We start from the raw sequence: 16793 nt of genomic DNA on the forward strand, positions 1-16793 counted from the left end.
CGCTCAGATGCACTTGAAGTAGTCGAAGGGCTCGCGGCAATCGAGACAGCGATACAAGGCCTTGCAGGCCGTCGAACCGAATTCGCTGAGCCGCTCGGTGTGCTGGCTGCCGCACTGCGGACAGTGCACGTCCGGCGCCTCGCCCAGCAGGCTGCGCTTGCTGCTGCTGTGGACCGGCGGCGCTATGCCGTACGCGCTCAACGCCTGGCGGCCTTCGTGGGTGATCCAGTCGGTGGTCCAGGCCGGGTCCAGGCGGCGTTCCAGACGCGGAGCGCAGAAGCCGGCCTGCTCCAGAGCGCGCTGGATGTCCTGCTCGATGACCTCGGTGGCGGGACAGCCCGAGTAGGTCGGGGTGACCACCACGTGCAGATGGCCTTCCTGCCAGTCCAGGTCGCGGACGATGCCCAGGTCGACCACGCTGATCACCGGCACCTCGGGGTCCATCACCGCGCCCAGCACCTGCCAGGCGTGACCGACATCGGCAGCGCCGCCGGCGCGGGCGCCACCATCGCTGGCGATCAGCTCACCAGGTCGCATCGGGATAGGCCCTTTGCAGGAATTGCATTTCCGCCAGCAGCGTCCCCAGGTGTTCGGTGTGCAGGCCGCGACGGCCACTCAGGTAGAAATGAACAGCCGGGGCGGGGACCGGCAGGGTCGCCCGGGCGAAGGTCTCCTCGACCTGGCTTTGCCAGGCGTGGGCGAGGTCGGTGGAGTCCGGCGCTATCCCGGCTTCGTGCAGGCGTTGTTCGAGGTCCTCGGCCTGGGTGATTTCGACGGTGAAACGCCAGAGCAGGGGCAGGGCGGCCAGCATGCGTGCGTGGCTTTCCTCGGTGCCGTCGCCCAGACGTTCCACCCATTCGCCCGAGCGGCGCAGGTGATAGGTGACTTCCTTGACCGCCTTGGCGGCGATGGCTGCGATGCGCTGATCGCTGGAGCCGCTCAGGGCGCGCAGGGTCGGCAGGTGCCAGGCGTCGTAGAGGAACTGCTTGGTCGTGGTCACGGCGTAGTCGCCGTTGGGTTGTTCGACCAGCAGCAGGTTGCGGAAGGCGCGCTCGTCACGGCGATAGGCCAGGTGGTCGGCATCGCGTCCATCGGCGAGCAACTCGGCCGCGTACTCGTACCAGTTGCGCGCCTGGCCGACCAGGTCGAGGCCGACGTTCATCAGGGCCAGCTCTTCTTCCAGGGCGGGCGCCCGGCCGCACCATTCGCACAGGCGCTGACCCTGGATCAGGGCGCTGTCGGCCAGCAGCAGCAGGTATTCGACCTTGTCTTCATGAAGGGTCATGGCGGGGCGCTCACATGTGACCGACTTCGGGGGGCAGCTCGTAGAAGCTGGCGTGCCGATAGACCTTGTCCTCGGCGGGATCGAAGAGCGGTTCCTTCTCGTCCGGCGAGGAGGCAGTGATCAGTGCCGAGGGCACCACCCAGAGGCTGACGCCTTCGTTGCGCCGGGTGTAGAGCTCGCGGGCGTTCTCGATGGCCATGGCGGCGTCGACCGCATGGACGCTGCCCACGTGCTTGTGATTAAGACCGTGCTTACTGCGCACGAAGACTTCGAACAGGGTCCATTCGGCCATGGGGGGGGCTCTCCTAGGATCAGGCGGCGGTGCGTCGTTGTTGTTTGCGGGCGTGAGCGACCGCGGCTGCGCGGACCCAGGCTCCGCCTTCGATGGCGTTGCGGCGGGTGGCCAGGCGCTCGGCGTTGCATGGGCCGTTGCCCTTGAGCACCTCGTAGAACTCCTCCCACTGGATGGCGCCGAAGTCGTAGTGACCGCGCTCGGGGTTCCACTTCAATTCCGGATCCGGCGCGGTGCAGCCGAGCAATTCCAGCTGCGGCACGGTCTGGTCGATAAAGCGCTGACGGAGGTCATCGTTGCTCTGCCGCTTGATCTTCCAGGCCAGCGACTGGGCGCTGTTGGGCGAGTGTTCGTCGCTCGGCCCGAACATCATCAGTGCCGGCCACCAGAGGCGGTTGATGGCGTCCTGCACCATGGCCTTCTGGGCCTGGTTGCCGTGGCGCATCAGGGTCAGCAGCAGCTCGTAGCCCTGGCGCTGGTGGAAGCTCTCTTCCTTGCAGATGCGGATCATGGCGCGCGAGTAGGGGCCATAGGAGGTCCGTTGCAGCACCACCTGGTTGACGATGGCGGCACCGTCCACCAGCCAGCCCACGGCGCCCATGTCGGCCCAGTTCAGCGTCGGGTAATTGAAGATGCTGGAGTACTTGGCCATGCCGGCATGCAGCTTGGCGATCTCTTCGTCGCGATCGGCGCCCAGGGTCTCCATGGCGCTGTACAGGTACAGGCCGTGGCCGGCTTCGTCCTGGATCTTGGCCATCAACTGCAGCTTGCGCTTGAGCGTCGGTGCCCGGGTCACCCAGTTGCCTTCGGGCAGCATGCCGACGATCTCCGAATGGGCGTGCTGGGAGATCTGCCGGATCAGCGTCTGGCGATAGGCGGCGGGCATCCAGTTCTTGGCTTCGATCTTGATCTCGTCGTCGATCTTCTGCTGGAAGGCACGTTCTTCGGGGGACATGTCGTCGAGCGACTTGATGCCAGAAGTGCCGGTTTCGACCAGTTGCGCGTACATGGGGTGTCTCCCGTCCGAGTAGTGGGAAAGGCGTTCTGTAGTGGTAGTTCTAAATGATACATAAAATAGCGTCAAGATAAGTTTTAATGTGTCGTAAATTTTTGGTAGGGCCTGCTGCTGGCTATCCGCCGGATGGGCGTGGCTCTACTTAAACGGATTTTTTGCCGATTTTTGCGGGGATACGCACGAGCGGCAGGATCGCGAGTTCCCTCGGCCTGTTTCGATAAGGATACTAAGATGGCTTTAAGACTGTTTATACCTGTAGCGCTTTTCGGCGAACGCGGGCGCGCGGAGGTCGGGCGTATCTCGGGCTTTCAGGCCTGCTTGCGGCGGTCGTAGACGTGGCAGGCCTTGCCTTCCGAGCGCTTGAGGCTTTGGCAGGGTAGCAACTGGATCTTGGCGCTGATGCCGATATGAGTCTTGATCCGGCGTCCCAGCTCCTGGGCGATCTGCTGCTGTTGCTCGGGTGCCAGGTGCTGGAGTTCCGGCTTGAGCTCCACGTGTACGTCGAGGCTGTCCAGGTTGCCCTGGCGTGACAGATGGATCTCGTAGACCTCGGCCAGGGAGCCCAACTTCACTACCTGTTCCTCGATCTGCGTCGGGAAGACGTTCACGCCGCGGATGATCAGCATGTCGTCGCTGCGCCCGGTGATCTTGTCGATGCGGCGCATGGGACGCGCGGTGCCCGGCAGCAGTCGGGTCAGGTCGCGGGTGCGGTAGCGGATCATCGGTAGCGCTTCCTTGGACAGGGAAGTGAACACCAGCTCGCCGTATTCGCCGTCTGGCAGCACCGCCCCGGTGAGTGGATCGATGATTTCCGGATAGAAATGATCTTCCCACACCGTCGGGCCATCCTTGGTCTCGGCGCACTCCATGGCCACGCCGGGTCCCATGATCTCGGACAGGCCATAGATGTCGAGGGCCTCGATGCCCAGCCGGGTTTCCACGGCGCGGCGCAGTTCGGCGGTCCAGGGTTCGGCGCCGAAGATGCCCAGGCGCAGCCGCAGGTCGTACGGATTGATGCCCTGGCGCTCGATCTCGTCGGCCAGGTTGAGCATGTAGGAGGGGGTGACCATGATGATGTCGGGCTGGAAGTCGCGGATCAGCTGGACCTGTTTCTCGGTCTGGCCGCCGGACATGGGGATGACCGTGCAGCCCAGCCGCTCGGCCCCATAATGGGCACCCAGGCCACCGGTGAACAGGCCATAGCCGTAGGCGATATGTACCTTGTCCCCCTTGCGTCCGCCGGCGGCGCGGATCGAGCGGGCCACGACGCCGGCCCAGGTGTCTATGTCGTTCTGGGTGTAGCCGACCACTGTGGGTTTGCCGGTGGTGCCGCTGGAGGCGTGCAGCCGGACGATCTCGCTCTGGGGGACGGCGAACATGCCATAGGGGTAGTTGTCGCGCAGATCGCTCTTGCCGGTGAAGGGAAAGCGGCCCAGGTCATCGAGGGAGCGCAGATCGTCCGGGTGAACTTGGGCGGCGTCGAAGCGCTGGCGGTAGAGCGAGACGTTGTCGTAGGCGTGTTTCAGGCTCCAGCGCAGACGCTCCAGTTGGTGCTGGCGCAGGGCGTCGATGCTGGCGGTCTCGAGGGGGTCGAGCAGGGCACGGTCCGCGTCGAAATGCATGTTCATGGCGTCACTCGATTGTTGTTGTGAGTCGTCTACCAGAGCGTGACCGGGTGGGGCGCCACCCGGCGTTTCCTAGGCTCTGTACGAAAAATGCCTGCGCTTGGTGATGCTTCGTTGAAAAAGGCCTGGATCGCCAGCCCGGTCGCAATGCTCATTTACCGCTCGTAAACTCCGCTTCCTCAGCCTTTTTCGCCTCGCCTGACCTTCGCTCGGCGATTTTTCGTACAGAACCTAGGTGTACCGATACGGCGCTGTCACCGCGGCTAAGGCAAGCGTTCGATGACCAGCGCTATGCCCTGGCCGACGCCGATGCACATAGTGCACAGGGCGTAGCGGCCATTGATCTCCTCCAGCTCGTGCAGGGCGGTGGTGACCAGGCGCGCGCCACTCATGCCCAGCGGGTGGCCGAGGGCGATGGCACCACCGTTGGGATTGACCCGGGGATCGTCGTCCGCCAGGCCCAGCTCTCGGAGTACCGCCAGGCCCTGGGCTGCGAAGGCCTCGTTGAGTTCGATCACGTCCAGGTCGGCCAGGCGCAGGCCGGTGAGTTCCAACACCTTGAGCGTGGCCGGCAGCGGACCCATGCCCATGATGCGCGGTTCGACCCCGGCGGTGGCCATGCCCAGGACCCGGGCCCGTGGTCGCAGGCCGTGGCGGGCGGCGGCGACGCGATTGGCCAGCAGCAGCGCGCAGGCGCCGTCATTGACCCCCGAGGCATTGCCGGCGGTGACGCTGCCGCCCTGGCGGAATGGGGTCCCCAGGCGAGCTAGCTGTTCAGGGGTGGTGTCGGGGCGCAGATGCTCGTCCTGGGTGACCAGCCGCGGCTCACCCTTGCGCTGCGGCAGGCTCACCGGCACGATCTCCCGTGCCAGGCGCCCGCGGGCCTGGGCGGCGGCGGCCTTCTGCTGGCTGCGCAGGGCGAAGGCATCCTGGTCCGCGCGGGAGATGCCGAACTGGGCGGCCACGTTCTCCGCCGTCTCCGGCATGGAGTCGGTACCGAAGTCGGCGGCCAGCGCCGGATTGATGAAGCGCCAGCCGATGGTGGTATCGAACATCTCGGCGCGGCGGTCGAAGGCGCTCTCGGCCTTGCCCATCACGAAGGGCGCTCGCGACATGGATTCCACGCCGCCGGCCAGCATCAACTCGGCTTCGCCGCAGCGCAGAGCACGTGCCGCAGTGCCGACGGCATCCAGGCCCGAACCGCAGAGCCGGTTGAGGGTGGTGCCTGGCACCGTGACCGGCAGTCCGGCCAGCAGGGCCGCCATCCGCGCCACGTTGCGGTTGTCTTCACCGGCCTGGTTGGCGCAGCCGAGGATGACATCGTCGATGGCGTTCCAGTCCAGTCCGGGATGACGCTCGCGCAGCGCCCGCAGGGGGATGGCGGCGAGGTCGTCGGCACGCACGCTGGAAAGGGCGCCGGCATAGCGTCCCACCGGGGTACGCAGGGCGTCGATGATCAAGGCGTCAGTCATCTAGGGTCTCCTGTGCCAGCACCGGGCCGTGCACCTTGTAGGATCTACCGCGGAACAGGGCGATCAGTTGGCCCTGCTGGTTTTCGATACGCACGTCGTACAGGCCGGTCCGACCGCGACGACTCTGTTCGCTGGCGCTGGCCACCAGCTCATCGCCCGGAAAGGCCGGCGCGATGAAATCGATGCTGCAACCGCTGGCCACTGTCGCTTCGTCATAGCTGTTGCAGGCGACGGCGAAGGCCGAGTCGGCGAGGGCGAAGAGCAGGCCGCCGTGGCAGGTGTTGTAGCCCTGCAGATGGTCCACCGTGACCAGCATGGCCAGGCTCGCGCTGCCGGGGGCGGCGTCGAGCAGCCGCATGCCCAGCTTGCGCGACGCGCGATCCCGGCTGAGCAGGGTCTGGGCGCAGGCTTCGGCCAGCGCGGCGGGTGTCGAGTCAGGCATGCAGGCATCTCCCTTCGGCCTGGGCGCGGCGCAGCAGCAGGGAGGGGCGATAACGCTCCTCGCCGTAACTGCGCTGCAGGTTTTCCAGGGTGGCGAGAACGTGGCCCACGCCGATGGCATCGGCCCAGGCCAGGGGGCCCTGGGGATAATTGACGCCGGCGCAGAGGGCCAGGTCCACGTCCGCCGCCGAGGCGACCTGGTGCAGCACGGCATCGGCCGCCTCGTTGGCCAGCATGACCACGGTGCGCAGCACCGGCAGGCCCGGCAGGTCGGCGATGGGCGTTACCTGGAAGCCAGCGCCCTGCAGCAGGGCGATCGCCTGGTCCAGGGCGGCAGGGGGGGTGTCCGCCGCCCAACTTATGGCTAGGCGGGTAGCCGAGCCGTAGTCCAGTGCAAGATCGAAGAGCACCAGGTTGCGCAGGCCGGTCTGGCGGGCGCGCTCGCTGGCCAGGCGTCCGTCGCTCAGGGCCAGGATCGCATCGCCGACGCGCAACAGACCGCTGCCTGCACGGGCGGTGACGGGGATGCCGGCTGCCAGCAGGCGCGGGACCAATGCCTGGGCGACGCCGAGTTCGCCTTCCACCACCACGGCTTCGCAGCGGGCGGCGCTGGTCAGCTCGACCGGCGTAGGGCGGTCAGCGCCCTCGGCATAGTCGTAGAAGCCGCGGCCACTCTTGCGCCCCAGGCGTCCGGCGTCGACCAGTTCTTTCTGGATCAGCGACGGCTGAAAGCGCGGATCGCCATGGTAGGCCTCGAAAACGGAGCAGGTGACCGCGTAGTTGACGTCATGGCCGATCAGGTCGGTCAGTTCGAAGGCGCCCATGCGGAAGCCACCGGCGTCGCGCAGCACGGCGTCCAGCGAGGCGCAGTCGGCGGCACCTTCCTGCAGCATTCGCAGGCTTTCGGCGTAGAAGGGGCGGGCGACGCGGTTGACGATGAAGCCGGGGGTGGAGCGGGTCCGTACCGGACGCTTGCCCCATTGCCGGGCCGTCGCCAGCAGCGTCTCGATCAGGGCGGGGGGCGTAGCCAGGCCACTGACCACCTCGACCAGCGCCATCAGCGGCGCAGGGTTGAAGAAATGCAGGCCGATCACCCGCTCCGGTCGTACAAGACCGGCGGCCAGGGCGGTGATGGACAGCGAGGAGGTGTTGCTGGCCAGGATGCAGTCAGGACTGCAGACGGCCTCCAGCTGGGCGAACAGCTCGCGTTTGATCGCCAGGCTCTCGACGATGGCCTCGATGACCAGCTGCGCATCGGCGAGGGCCGCCAGGGCGTCGGCCGGCTGCAGGCGGGCGACGATGGCCTGGCGCTGGGTAGCGTCCAGTTTGCCCTTTGCTACCAGGCGGTCGAGTTGCTGCGTGATGCCGGCGACGGCCTGGGCGGCGGCGCCCGGGCGGTTATCGTAGAGCTGCACGGGATGGCCGGCCTGGGCGGCGACCTGGGCGATACCGGCACCCATGGCGCCGGCGCCGATCACGGCGACCGCGGCGGTGTGGGGGAGCGCGGTCATCTCAGCGGCCCTTGAAGGTAGGGGTGCGTTTGGCCATGAAGGCGCTGACACCTTCCCGATAGTCGTCGCTGCGCCCGGCCAGGCGCTGCAGGTCTCGCTCCAGCTCCAGCTGCTCGTCGAAGCTGTGATCGAAGCTGGCGTTCAGGCTGCGCTTGATCAATGCGAGCCCGTAGGTGGGCTGGGTCGCCAAGTGACGTGCCAGTTTGAGCGCTTCTTCCCGCAGTTCGGCATCCTCCACCACGCGATAGATCAGTCCCCAGTCGGCGGCCTGTTCGGCGGAAAGCCGCTCCCCCAGCAGTGCCAGGGCCTTGGCCCGCGCCATGCCGACCAGGCGCGGCAGTGTCCAGGTACCGCCCGAATCGGGAATCAGCCCGATCTTGCAGAAGGCCTGGATGAAGCTCGCCGAGCGTGCCGCCAGTACCAGGTCGCAGGCCAGCGGGATGTTCGCCCCGGCGCCCGCGGCGACACCGTTCACTGCGCAGATCACCGGCATCGGCAGGTCACGCAAGGTGCGGATCAGGGGGTTGTAGTAGGTCTCGATGGAGGCGCCAAGGTCGGGCATCGCCGCATCGGGGGCGACGTTGCGATCGGACAGGTCCTGGCCGGCGCAGAAGCCGCGCCCTTCGCCGGTCAGCAGCAGCACCCGCACCTCGGGGGTCTGGCGTACCTGCTTGAGGGCCTCGCGCAGCTCCAGATGCATCTGCGGATTGAAACTGTTGAGCTGCTCCGGTCGGTTCAGGCTGAGCAGCGCAACGCCGTCTTCGATGGAGAACAGCAGGTGTTCGAAGGTCATGGGGCTCGCTCCAGGGGGAAGGCAGAGGGCTAGGCAGGGCTCACCGGCCGGTGAACCGCGGGGGACGTTTTTCCTGGAAGGCACGAATGCCCTCGTGGCGGTCGGCGGTGCCGGCCAGCACGGTGAAGGCATGGCGCTCGAAGCGCAGTCCACTGGCGAGATCCAGGTCCTGGGCCTTGAGCAGCGCCTCCTTGGCGAGCCGTACCGCGAGCGGCGCCTTGCCGGCGATGGTGCGGGCGATCTGCAGCGCACGCTCGACGGTCAGTTCGGGTTCGGTGACTTCGCTGACCAGGCCGGCGCGCTGGGCATGCCGCGCATCTATGGCTTCGCCGGTGAGCACCATCTGCATGGCCAGCGACTTGCCGACCGCCCGCAGCAGGCGTTGAGTGCCACCCGCGCCGGGAATGATGCCGAGATTGATCTCGGGCTGGCCGAAGCGGGCATCGCGTCCGGCGATGAGGATGTCGGCATGCATGGCCAGTTCGCAGCCGCCGCCGAGGGCGAAGCCGTTGACCGCGGCGACGAGGGGTTTGGAAAAAGCGGCAATGCGCTGCCAGTGGCGAACGCGGGGGTCTTGCAGCACGCCGACCAGGTCTCGTTCGGCCATTTCCATGAGGTCGGCGCCGGCGGCGAAGGCCTTGCGGCTACCGGTGATGACTACCGCGCCGGTGGCGGAATCCCCTTCGGCGAGGTCGAGGGCTTCCGCCAGCTCACCGAGCAGCTCGGTGGAAAGGGCGTTCAGGGCCTCGGGGCGGTGGAGGGTTATCAGGCTTACGCCCTTTTCCGGCGGCTGCACGATCAGGGTGCGCGGCATGGGAACTCCTTGGCGGCAGGCACGGCTCGCGGCCGAGTCTTTCTTGGTGTTGTTCTGGTTCTGCAGCAGCCAGGGCTTGCGTTAACGGCCCTGTCGTTTCGAGTATAGGCTTTATATGATACCGAATGGCAAGTTAAAAATTAATTAATGTGTCCTTTTGTGGGCGTGGCGTTGGCGCGTGACCCTAGCCAGTCTGTGCGCCTCGTTATGATGAAGTGGAGTGGTAGGGGCAACCCAGAGACCGGTTCCCTACGGTCGAGAAAGAGCCATCGTGATACTAATCTATGGTCGATTTCTGTATATATGATACAAATTAAGCGCCGGGTTGGATGGCCGGCAGTGTTTCCCCGGCGGCGAGTGGACCTTGAAACCACGAATCGCACGCCGGGCAAGGGACCTCTGGCCAATTGCCGTGCCTGGTCGGGTCTTCGCTCAAGGTCGGTTGGCGCGCTTTTCGGAGAGGTACCCGCTATGCCCTGCTACAGCCTCGATGGTCTGGTTCCCGTCGTCGATCCCAGCGCCTATGTGCATCCCACCGCCGTCCTGATCGGCGACGTCATCGTCGGCCCCGGCTGCTACGTCGGCCCCCTGGCGGCGCTGCGCGGCGACTTCGGGCGCATCGTGCTGGAGGAGGGAGCCAATCTGCAGGACACCTGCGTGATGCATGGCTTTCCCGCCAGCGATACGGTGGTCGGTCGCAATGGCCACATCGGTCATGGTGCGGTGCTGCATGGCTGTCACATCGGTGCCGACAGCCTGGTGGGTATGAATGCGGTGGTGATGGACAACGCCCGGATCGGCGAACGTTGCCTGGTGGCGGCCACTGCCTTCGTCAAGGCCGGCTTCGAATGCCCGCCCCTGAGCGTGGTGATGGGATCGCCGGCCACGGTCGTTCGCAGCCTGAGCGAAGCGGAGTTGGCCTGGAAGCAACGCGGTACTGCCGAGTATCAGGCGCTGGCGCAGCGCTGCCGGCAGGGCCTGGTGGAGTGCGCACCGCTCGCCGCCGTGGAGGAAAACCGTCCCCGGTCGGCCGATGATGGCTTCCGGCCCAAAGCGCCCGCCACGCCTTGAGCGATCTGCGGGCGTTCCATGGTCAGCTTCGGCGCCGGGCGGGTATAGTCGCGGCTTCTTCCGTCGTGCCAGTGCCCATGAGTAGCCATCCCCAGCTCGATCAACTGATTGCCCGGTTTCAGCAGAACGGACTGGTGCGCGCCAGTTCGCTCATCGTCACCCTCTATGGCGACGTCATCGAGCCGCGGGGTGGGACCGTGTGGCTCGGCAGCCTGTTCAGCCTGCTCGAACCCATGGGCATCAACGAGCGACTGGTACGCACCTCCGTGTTCCGGCTGGCCAAGGAAGAGTGGCTGACCGCGATGAAGGTCGGCCGGCGCAGCTATTACAGTCTCACCGGTTCCGGGCGCCGGCGTTTCGAGAAGGCGTTCAAGCGGGTCTACAGCGGGGCGCCGACCGCCTGGGATGGCACCTGGCTGATCGTGCTGCTGTCGCAGGTCCCGGTGGACGCGCGCAAGCGGGTCCGGGAGGAGCTTGAATGGCAGGGTTTTGGCGCTCTGGCGGCGAATACCCTGGCGTGTCCGCGCAGTGACCGGGCCGATGTCACCACCACCCTGAGCGAGCTGGGTGTACTGGAGGACAGCATCATCTTCGAGACCCGCGGCCAGGAGGTGCTCGCCTCGCGCGCCATGCGGCTGCAGGTGCGCGACAGCTGGCGGCTGGATGAACTCGGCGAGCACTACCGGGATTTCATCGCCCAGTTCCGCCCGCTATGGCAATCCCTGAGCGAAAGGGCGACGCTCGATGCTCAGGAGTGTTTCCTGGTCCGCCTGCTGTTGATCCACGAGTACCGCAAGCTGGTGCTGCGCGATCCGCAGTTGCCGGACGAACTCTTGCCCGCCGACTGGGAGGGACGTGCCGCCCGCCAGCTGTGCCGCAATCTTTACCGCCTGATCGCCCTGCCGGCCGAAACCTACCTGGGCCGGGTACTGGAAACCGCCGACGGTCCGTTGCCGGAGATGAACGAAGGCTTCTACCGGCGTTTCGGCGGCCTTGCCTAGGGCCGCCGCCGGGCGAGTCATCTCCCGAACAACTCCACCAGGACGCCGCGCAGCCAGCGGTTGCCGGCATCCTGGTGATAGCGGGCATGCCAGTGCTGCTTGACCGTGAAACCCTCGATGGGCACCGGGCATTCCAGCACCTGCAGGCCATAGGTGTCGGCCAGCGTCTGGCCGATGTGCCGCGGCAGAGTCACCAGCAGGTCGGTGCTCTGGATCACCGCGCCGACGCCGAGGAAGCCGGGCAGCTCCAGTACGATCCGGCGTTTCGTCTCCGCTCGCACCAGACCGGCCTCCAGCAGCTTCTGGCCGGTACCGGCGCTGACCTGGACATGGCCTTCGCGCTGGTAGTCCGAGACCGTCAGCCGACCGTCGATGCGCGGGTGCGTCGGGCCGGCCAGGCAGACCCACTCCTGGGGAAACAGCACCTGCTGGTAGATGCCGCCCCCCAGCCAGGGAATGAAGCCGATGGCCAGGTCCGCTTCGCCGATCTCCAGTGCCTGCTCGGTGTGGCCGTCGATCCGCGCCAGCTCCAGGCGTACCCCCGGGGCGATCTCGCGCAACCGTTCCAGCAGGCGCGGCAGCAGGGTGATATGGCTGGCGTCGCTCAGGCAGAGGCGAAACAGCCGCTGGGCGGTCGCCGGATCGAAGGCGACTTCCCAGTCCACCAGACGGCGCAGGGATTCCAGCACTTCCCGGCAGGGGGTGATCAGGGCCTCGGCCTGGGGCGTGGGCTTCATGCCGCCGGGGGTGCGCACGAACAGCGGATCGCGCAGCTGCTGGCGCAGCTTGCCCAGCCAGAGGCTGATGGTGGGTTGGCTCTGGCCCAGTTGTTCGGCGGCCCGGGTGACGCTGCCGGTGCTGTAGAGCACCTCGAACAGCAGCAGTAGCTTGGGTTCCGGCAGGCCGTCGCTGGCTGGCATTATCAGAATTCCTGATGGGTGAATTGAGTTCATTGTATAGCTCAAGGTGGCCGCTGGGCCTAGGGTAGGGGCTCAACAAGGAGCCTTGATCCCATGAGAATCTGCATCCTCGGCGCTGGCGCGCTGGGCAGTACCTTCGGTGCCTGGCTGAGCGAAGCGGGGCACGACACCTGGCTGCTCAATCGGCCCAATGCCCATATCGAAGCCATCGGCCGGGACGGCCTGGAGGTCGAGACGCCCGACGGCAGTCGCCGGGTTCAGGTCCGCGCGGCGGTGGCCGCCGAGGCCATCGGCGTGGTCGATCTGGTGGTGGTGCTGGTCAAGTCCTTCGCCACTGCCGAGGCCATGCAGCAGGCGCTGGCGCTGGTCGGTCCCGAGACCCTGGTGCTGTCGCTGCAGAACGGCCTGGGTCATGAGGAATTGCTGACCGGAATCGTCGGCCGCGAGCGGGTGATCGCCGGCAAGACCTATGTCGGTGGCGTGCTGCTCGGACCGGGACGGATCCGCAGCGGGGTGGCGGGCAAGCAGACCCTCATCGGCGAACTCGACGGCCAGCTCACGCCGCGGGTCCACGCGGTCGCCGAGGCCTTCGGCGGCGCGGGCCTCGCCACCACGGTCAGCGGCAACATCCGCGGCATCCTGTGGGACAAGCTGCAGGTGAACGTCGCCACCGGGGCCCTCACCGGTATCACCCAGCTCACCTACGGCCAGCTCTATAGCGAGCCGTTGCTGCGCGACATCGCCCTGCAGGCGGTCGCCGAAGCTATCGCCGTGGCGCGCGCCGCCGGGGTCGAGCTGGGGCTGCAGGAGCCGGAAGCGGCCTGGCAACTGGCCCGCGAGGGGCTGGCGCCGTCGTTCAAGACCTCCATGCTGCAAAGCCTGCAGAAGGGCTCCATCACCGAAATCGACTTCATCAATGGCGCGGTGGTGCGGCTTGGCCAGCAGTACCGCGTACCGACCCCGGTCAATGCCACGCTGGTCGCCTGCATCAAGGGCATCGAGCGGGCCATGGCCGACCGACAACAAGAGGACGCCACATCATGAGCATTCCCAAGGCCTATCTGGAACACGTGGCCATCTGGGTGAAGGACATCCACTGGCACATTCGCTTCTTCCACGAGGTGTTCGGCATGACCCTGCGCGAGGTGCACGGCACCCTGGAGGAGCCCACCCAGTACTGGACGCTGGGCGGCATGCAGTTCATGAGCAAGCCGGATTTCGCCGGCCCCGAGGGGCGCCTGGGCCACCTGGGGTTGATGTGCGAGGACCTCGACGCCGCCCTGGCCGCCGCGCGCCGCTTCGAGGGGGTGGAGGAAATGCCCCAGGGCCACAACTGGCTGCGCCTGCCGGATGGCCTGGCGCTGGAATTCATCCAGGCCGTGCCCGCCAGCGCCGTGCACGAAGCCCTGGCCGTCAATGCCCGGCAAACCGAGTGACAGCGACCATGACCATACAAGAAAAATACTTCGAGGACGCCCGCGAGGGTGATGAGGCGATCACGCCGAGCTACCAGGTCACCAAGGAACGCATCCTGGCCTATGCCGACCTCACCGGCGACCACACCCCGGTCCACGTCGACGAGGAATACGCCAACGCCAGTCACTTCGGCGGCCTGGTCGCCCATGGCCTGATGGGGCTGTCCATCGCCGATGGGCTGAAGACCCAATGCGACTATCGCTTCCTGCCGGGGATGTCGCTGGGCTGGACCTGGGACTTCCTCCTGCCGATCCGCGTCGGCGATGAGTTGCACGTGAAGCTGCGCGTTGGGTCCATGCGACCCAGCAAGAGCAAGCCGGGCTGGGGCATCGTGGTGCTGCCGTCCGAGCTGATCAACCAGAAGGGCGAGGTCGTCCAGCGCGGCGAGCACCGCCTGATGGTGCCGCGGCGGGAGGGTGCGCTATGAGCCAGCCGCTACCGCTGCAGGGCCTGAGGGTCATCGACTACAGCCACTTCCTTGCTGGCCCCTACGTGGGGCGCTGCCTGGCGGCGCTGGGCGCCGAGGTGATCAAGGTGGAGCGCCCTGGCAGCGGCGATGCCGGTCGCCAGCACGCCTTCGTCCTCGATGACCATCAGAGCGGCTATTTCCTGCAACTCAACATGGGCAAGCAGGGTGTCAGCGTCAACATGAAGGACCCGCGCGGCAAGGCCTTCATGCAGCAGCTGTGCGACAGCGCCGACGTCTTCATCGAGAACTACCGGCCCGGCGCCCTGGACAAGCTCGGCCTGGGTTACCAGGAGTTGTCCGCGCGCAATCCGCGGCTGGTCTACTGCTCGATTTCCGCCTATGGCCATACCGGCCCCGACGCCCATCGCGCCGGCTTCGGCCTGATCGCCGAGGCCAAGAGCGGCATCATGCAGATGGTCGGCACGCCCGGCGAGGCGCCGCCGCTGCTGCGGATTTCCCTGGGCGACATGTACACCGGCGCCCATGCGGTGGCCGCCATCAACGCGGCGTTGCTCGGCCGGGTCAGCAGCGGTCGCGGCCAACACATCGACATGGCGCTGTACGACACCCTGGTGTCCATGCACGAATACGCGGTGCAGTGCTACACCCTGTCCGGCGGCGAGATCCTGCCGCAGCAGACCGGCCACGACATGCCCACCTCGACGCTCTATGGCGTGTTCCGCGCCCAGGACGGCGACCTGGTGATCGCCGCCCAGGTGGACGACTCCTGGAAGCGCTTCGCCGCGCTGGTCGAGCGGGACGCGGGTCAGCCGGGCTTCGGCAGCGATGTTCGCTTCCACAGTTCCACCGGCCGCAATGCCCATCGCGAAGCCATCCTGCCCATCGTCAAGGCCTGGGTGGCGGCCAATCCGGTCGCGCGGCTGCTATCGCTGCTCGACGAGATCGACGTGCCCTGCGCCAAGGTGCAGCGCATCGACGAGGTGATCGAGGACCCGCAGATCAAGGCGCGCGGCATGATCCAGGAGCAGCAGCATCCGCGCTTCGGCACCTTGCGGATGCCCAATCTGCCGTTCCGCTTTTCCGAGTGCGACACCACCATCCAGCAGGTGGCGCCGGACCTCGGCGAGCACAATGTCGCCGTGGCCCAAAGCCTGGGCTATAGCGCGGAAGACATCGCCCGGCTGCAGGCCGACGGCGTGCTGTTCAGCCAGGAGCCCTCCGCATGACCGACCAATACGCGGTGATCGGCCGCCCGATCAATCACACCAAGTCGCCCCTCATCCATGGCCTGTTCGCCGCGACCAGCGGCCAGGACCTGGAATACGGCGCCATCGAAGGCTCGCTGGAGGACTTCGCCGGTGACGTGCAGCGCTTTCGCGCCCAGGGCGGGCGTGGCCTGAACGTCACGGCGCCCTTCAAGCTGCAGGCCTTCCAGCTGGCCACCGAGCCCAGCGAGCGGGCGCGCCTGGCCAAGGCGGCCAATGCGCTGAAGTTCGAGGGTGAGCAGGTGCTGGCGGAGAACTTCGATGGCATCGGCCTGCTGCGCGACATCGAGGTCAATCTCGGCCAGCCCCTGGCCGGCAAGAGTGTGCTCTTGCTGGGCGCCGGCGGCGCGGTACGGGGCGCGCTGTTGCCCTTCCTCGCGGCCGGGCCGGCGCAGTTGGTGATGGTCAATCGCGATGGGCAGAAGGCCACAGGGCTCGCCCAGGAGATCGATCATCCGCTGCTCAGCGTGCGCAGCTACGAGGCGCTGGCGGGGGAGAGCTTCGACCTGGTGATCAACGCCACCTCGGCCAGCCTGGTCGGCGAATTGCCGCCGGTGCCGGCGGGTGTCTTCGCCCAGGCGGCGCTGGCCTATGAGCTGGCGTATGGCAAAGGACTGACGCCCTTCCTGCGCCTGGCGCAGGAACAGGGCGTGCCTCAACTGGCGGACGGCGTGGGCATGCTGGTGGAGCAGGCCGCCGAAGCCTTCGCCTGGTGGCGCGGCGTGCGCCCCGAGACCCGGCCGGTCATCGACCAACTGACCATTCCCTTGCAGTGAGCGGACCCATGAAGATCCTGATGTTGCACGGTATCAACCACAACATGTTCGGCAAGCGCGATCCGGTGCAGTACGGCACCGTGACCCTGGCCGAGATCGACGCCAAGCTGGCAGCCCTGGGCGCGGAGCTCGGTGTCGAGGTGGAAAGCTTCCAGACCAATCACGAAGGGGAGATGGTCGAGCGCATCCATCGGGGCTTCGAAGACGGCGTCGATGGCGTGCTGATCAACGCCGGCGCCTGGACCCACTACAGCTACGGCATCCGCGACGCCCTGGCGATCCTCACCGTACCGGTGGTGGAACTGCATATGTCCAACATCCACGCGCGGGAAAGCTTCCGCCATCACTCGGTATTCGCCGAGATCGTGCTGGGGCAGATCGCCGGCTTCGGGGTGGACAGCTACCTGCTCGGGTTGCGCGCGGTGGTCAGCGCGGCGGCCCGCCAGCAGGGCTAGTCGCACCAGCGACAATCAGGGATAGGGCAGCCGCGACGACGAGGTGCGTATCCCTGGCGGCTCGAAGAGCGGCTAACAAAACGTCGCGAGCGGTTGTCAGGCGGGTGCGCGCGGCGCGCAGGAACCGGAGTGTACAAGTGGTACATGAGGA

Annotated in this window: 19 protein-coding genes and 1 other RNA gene; 8 read left to right on the plus strand and 12 right to left on the minus strand. The window is 66.7% G+C overall.

Annotated features, from left to right (window positions below):
- Positions 1 to 3: 3 nt before the first annotated feature.
- From paaD to paaF, 10 genes are all read right to left on the minus strand, one after another.
- Positions 4 to 537: a 1,2-phenylacetyl-CoA epoxidase subunit PaaD gene (gene paaD, locus QZ471_RS04870; protein ID WP_295461342.1), complete on the minus strand. Its 534-nt coding sequence runs from the start codon at positions 535 to 537 to the stop codon at positions 4 to 6.
- A complete protein-coding gene (paaC, locus tag QZ471_RS04875) occupies positions 524 to 1285 on the minus strand; it encodes a 1,2-phenylacetyl-CoA epoxidase subunit PaaC (RefSeq protein WP_295461344.1) in 762 nt (253 codons plus the stop codon). Before paaC ends, paaD begins: the two co-directional genes overlap by 14 nt.
- A 10-nt stretch (positions 1286 to 1295) precedes the next feature.
- A complete protein-coding gene (gene paaB, locus QZ471_RS04880; protein WP_295461346.1) occupies positions 1296 to 1577 on the minus strand; it encodes a 1,2-phenylacetyl-CoA epoxidase subunit PaaB in 282 nt (93 codons plus the stop codon).
- Between the two features lie 19 nt (positions 1578 to 1596).
- Positions 1597 to 2586, minus strand: a complete 990-nt coding sequence (paaA, locus tag QZ471_RS04885; protein WP_295461347.1) for a 1,2-phenylacetyl-CoA epoxidase subunit PaaA — start codon at positions 2584 to 2586, stop codon at positions 1597 to 1599.
- A 314-nt stretch (positions 2587 to 2900) separates the two neighbouring features.
- Complete coding sequence (gene paaK / locus QZ471_RS04890; RefSeq protein WP_295461349.1) at positions 2901 to 4220, minus strand: phenylacetate--CoA ligase PaaK; 1320 nt, start codon at positions 4218 to 4220, stop codon at positions 2901 to 2903.
- A gap of 260 nt (positions 4221 to 4480) precedes the next feature.
- Positions 4481 to 5689, minus strand: a complete 1209-nt coding sequence (gene pcaF / locus QZ471_RS04895) for a 3-oxoadipyl-CoA thiolase (protein WP_295461351.1) — start codon at positions 5687 to 5689, stop codon at positions 4481 to 4483.
- Positions 5682 to 6131, minus strand: a complete 450-nt coding sequence (paaI, locus tag QZ471_RS04900) for a hydroxyphenylacetyl-CoA thioesterase PaaI (protein WP_295461353.1) — start codon at positions 6129 to 6131, stop codon at positions 5682 to 5684. The genes pcaF and paaI overlap by 8 nt, the downstream gene beginning before the upstream one ends.
- Positions 6124 to 7641 carry a 3-hydroxyacyl-CoA dehydrogenase PaaH gene (gene paaH, locus QZ471_RS04905; RefSeq protein ID WP_295461355.1) on the minus strand — a complete coding sequence of 506 codons (1518 nt, stop codon included), beginning with the start codon at positions 7639 to 7641 and terminating at the stop codon, positions 6124 to 6126. Before paaH ends, paaI begins: the two co-directional genes overlap by 8 nt.
- Before the next feature lies 1 nt (position 7642).
- Complete coding sequence (gene paaG / locus QZ471_RS04910; protein ID WP_295461357.1) at positions 7643 to 8434, minus strand: 2-(1,2-epoxy-1,2-dihydrophenyl)acetyl-CoA isomerase PaaG; 792 nt, start codon at positions 8432 to 8434, stop codon at positions 7643 to 7645.
- 40 nt (positions 8435 to 8474) lie between these two features.
- Entirely contained in the window at positions 8475 to 9248 is a 774-nt protein-coding gene (paaF, locus tag QZ471_RS04915) for a 2,3-dehydroadipyl-CoA hydratase PaaF (protein WP_295461358.1), read from the minus strand.
- A gap of 471 nt (positions 9249 to 9719) precedes the next feature.
- Between paaF and paaY the strand changes: the two genes are divergently transcribed.
- Together paaY and paaX are read left to right on the plus strand one after the other, a co-directional pair.
- Positions 9720 to 10319, plus strand: a complete 600-nt coding sequence (gene paaY / locus QZ471_RS04920; RefSeq protein WP_295461360.1) for a phenylacetic acid degradation protein PaaY — start codon at positions 9720 to 9722, stop codon at positions 10317 to 10319.
- Positions 10320 to 10396: 77 nt separating this feature from the next.
- A complete protein-coding gene (gene paaX, locus QZ471_RS04925) occupies positions 10397 to 11320 on the plus strand; it encodes a phenylacetic acid degradation operon negative regulatory protein PaaX (RefSeq protein ID WP_295461361.1) in 924 nt (307 codons plus the stop codon).
- 17 nt (positions 11321 to 11337) lie between these two features.
- Here paaX and QZ471_RS04930 read toward each other — a convergent pair whose 3' ends face one another.
- Complete coding sequence (locus QZ471_RS04930; RefSeq protein ID WP_295461363.1) at positions 11338 to 12240, minus strand: LysR family transcriptional regulator; 903 nt, start codon at positions 12238 to 12240, stop codon at positions 11338 to 11340.
- A gap of 93 nt (positions 12241 to 12333) precedes the next feature.
- Between QZ471_RS04930 and QZ471_RS04935 the strand changes: the two genes are divergently transcribed.
- From QZ471_RS04935 to aroQ, 6 genes are read left to right on the plus strand one after another with little or no spacing between them, the layout of a single operon-like run.
- Positions 12334 to 13284 carry a 2-dehydropantoate 2-reductase gene (locus tag QZ471_RS04935; RefSeq protein WP_295461366.1) on the plus strand — a complete coding sequence of 317 codons (951 nt, stop codon included), beginning with the start codon at positions 12334 to 12336 and terminating at the stop codon, positions 13282 to 13284.
- The gene (locus tag QZ471_RS04940) at positions 13281 to 13676 is read left to right on the plus strand and encodes a VOC family protein (protein WP_295461367.1); all 396 of its coding nucleotides are present in this window, start codon (positions 13281 to 13283) and stop codon (positions 13674 to 13676) included. Before QZ471_RS04935 ends, QZ471_RS04940 begins: the two co-directional genes overlap by 4 nt.
- A gap of 8 nt (positions 13677 to 13684) precedes the next feature.
- Positions 13685 to 14143: a MaoC family dehydratase gene (locus QZ471_RS04945; RefSeq protein WP_295461369.1), complete on the plus strand. Its 459-nt coding sequence runs from the start codon at positions 13685 to 13687 to the stop codon at positions 14141 to 14143.
- Positions 14140 to 15372 (plus strand): CaiB/BaiF CoA-transferase family protein, encoded by a 1233-nt coding sequence (locus QZ471_RS04950; RefSeq protein ID WP_295461370.1) that lies wholly within the window; start codon positions 14140 to 14142, stop codon positions 15370 to 15372. Before QZ471_RS04945 ends, QZ471_RS04950 begins: the two co-directional genes overlap by 4 nt.
- Positions 15369 to 16187, plus strand: a complete 819-nt coding sequence (aroE, locus tag QZ471_RS04955) for a shikimate dehydrogenase (protein WP_295461371.1) — start codon at positions 15369 to 15371, stop codon at positions 16185 to 16187. The genes QZ471_RS04950 and aroE overlap by 4 nt, the downstream gene beginning before the upstream one ends.
- Positions 16188 to 16195: 8 nt before the next feature.
- A complete protein-coding gene (gene aroQ, locus QZ471_RS04960; RefSeq protein ID WP_295461372.1) occupies positions 16196 to 16642 on the plus strand; it encodes a type II 3-dehydroquinate dehydratase in 447 nt (148 codons plus the stop codon).
- 70 nt (positions 16643 to 16712) lie between these two features.
- On the opposite strand, the gene QZ471_RS04965 is transcribed toward aroQ, so the two are convergent.
- A non-coding RNA gene (locus tag QZ471_RS04965) (sX9 sRNA) lies at positions 16713 to 16788 on the minus strand.
- Positions 16789 to 16793: the final 5 nt, after the last annotated feature.

The organism is uncultured Pseudomonas sp. (assembly GCF_913774235.1).
Classification (GTDB): Bacteria; Pseudomonadota; Gammaproteobacteria; order Pseudomonadales; family Pseudomonadaceae; genus Chryseomonas.

Coding starts and splice junctions, on each gene's coding strand:
- paaD (WP_295461342.1), bottom strand. CDS start 537: ATGCGACCTGGTGAGCTGATCGCCAGCGATGGTGGCGCCCGCGCCGGC.
- paaC (WP_295461344.1), bottom strand. CDS start 1,285: ATGACCCTTCATGAAGACAAGGTCGAATACCTGCTGCTGCTGGCCGAC.
- paaB (WP_295461346.1), bottom strand. CDS start 1,577: ATGGCCGAATGGACCCTGTTCGAAGTCTTCGTGCGCAGTAAGCACGGT.
- paaA (WP_295461347.1), bottom strand. CDS start 2,586: ATGTACGCGCAACTGGTCGAAACCGGCACTTCTGGCATCAAGTCGCTC.
- paaK (WP_295461349.1), bottom strand. CDS start 4,220: ATGAACATGCATTTCGACGCGGACCGTGCCCTGCTCGACCCCCTCGAG.
- pcaF (WP_295461351.1), bottom strand. CDS start 5,689: ATGACTGACGCCTTGATCATCGACGCCCTGCGTACCCCGGTGGGACGC.
- paaI (WP_295461353.1), bottom strand. CDS start 6,131: ATGCCTGACTCGACACCCGCCGCGCTGGCCGAAGCCTGCGCCCAGACC.
- paaH (WP_295461355.1), bottom strand. CDS start 7,641: ATGACCGCGCTCCCCCACACCGCCGCGGTCGCCGTGATCGGCGCCGGC.
- paaG (WP_295461357.1), bottom strand. CDS start 8,434: ATGACCTTCGAACACCTGCTGTTCTCCATCGAAGACGGCGTTGCGCTG.
- paaF (WP_295461358.1), bottom strand. CDS start 9,248: ATGCCGCGCACCCTGATCGTGCAGCCGCCGGAAAAGGGCGTAAGCCTG.
- paaY (WP_295461360.1), top strand. CDS start 9,720: ATGCCCTGCTACAGCCTCGATGGTCTGGTTCCCGTCGTCGATCCCAGC.
- paaX (WP_295461361.1), top strand. CDS start 10,397: ATGAGTAGCCATCCCCAGCTCGATCAACTGATTGCCCGGTTTCAGCAG.
- QZ471_RS04930 (WP_295461363.1), bottom strand. CDS start 12,240: ATGCCAGCCAGCGACGGCCTGCCGGAACCCAAGCTACTGCTGCTGTTC.
- QZ471_RS04935 (WP_295461366.1), top strand. CDS start 12,334: ATGAGAATCTGCATCCTCGGCGCTGGCGCGCTGGGCAGTACCTTCGGT.
- QZ471_RS04940 (WP_295461367.1), top strand. CDS start 13,281: ATGAGCATTCCCAAGGCCTATCTGGAACACGTGGCCATCTGGGTGAAG.
- QZ471_RS04945 (WP_295461369.1), top strand. CDS start 13,685: ATGACCATACAAGAAAAATACTTCGAGGACGCCCGCGAGGGTGATGAG.
- QZ471_RS04950 (WP_295461370.1), top strand. CDS start 14,140: ATGAGCCAGCCGCTACCGCTGCAGGGCCTGAGGGTCATCGACTACAGC.
- aroE (WP_295461371.1), top strand. CDS start 15,369: ATGACCGACCAATACGCGGTGATCGGCCGCCCGATCAATCACACCAAG.
- aroQ (WP_295461372.1), top strand. CDS start 16,196: ATGAAGATCCTGATGTTGCACGGTATCAACCACAACATGTTCGGCAAG.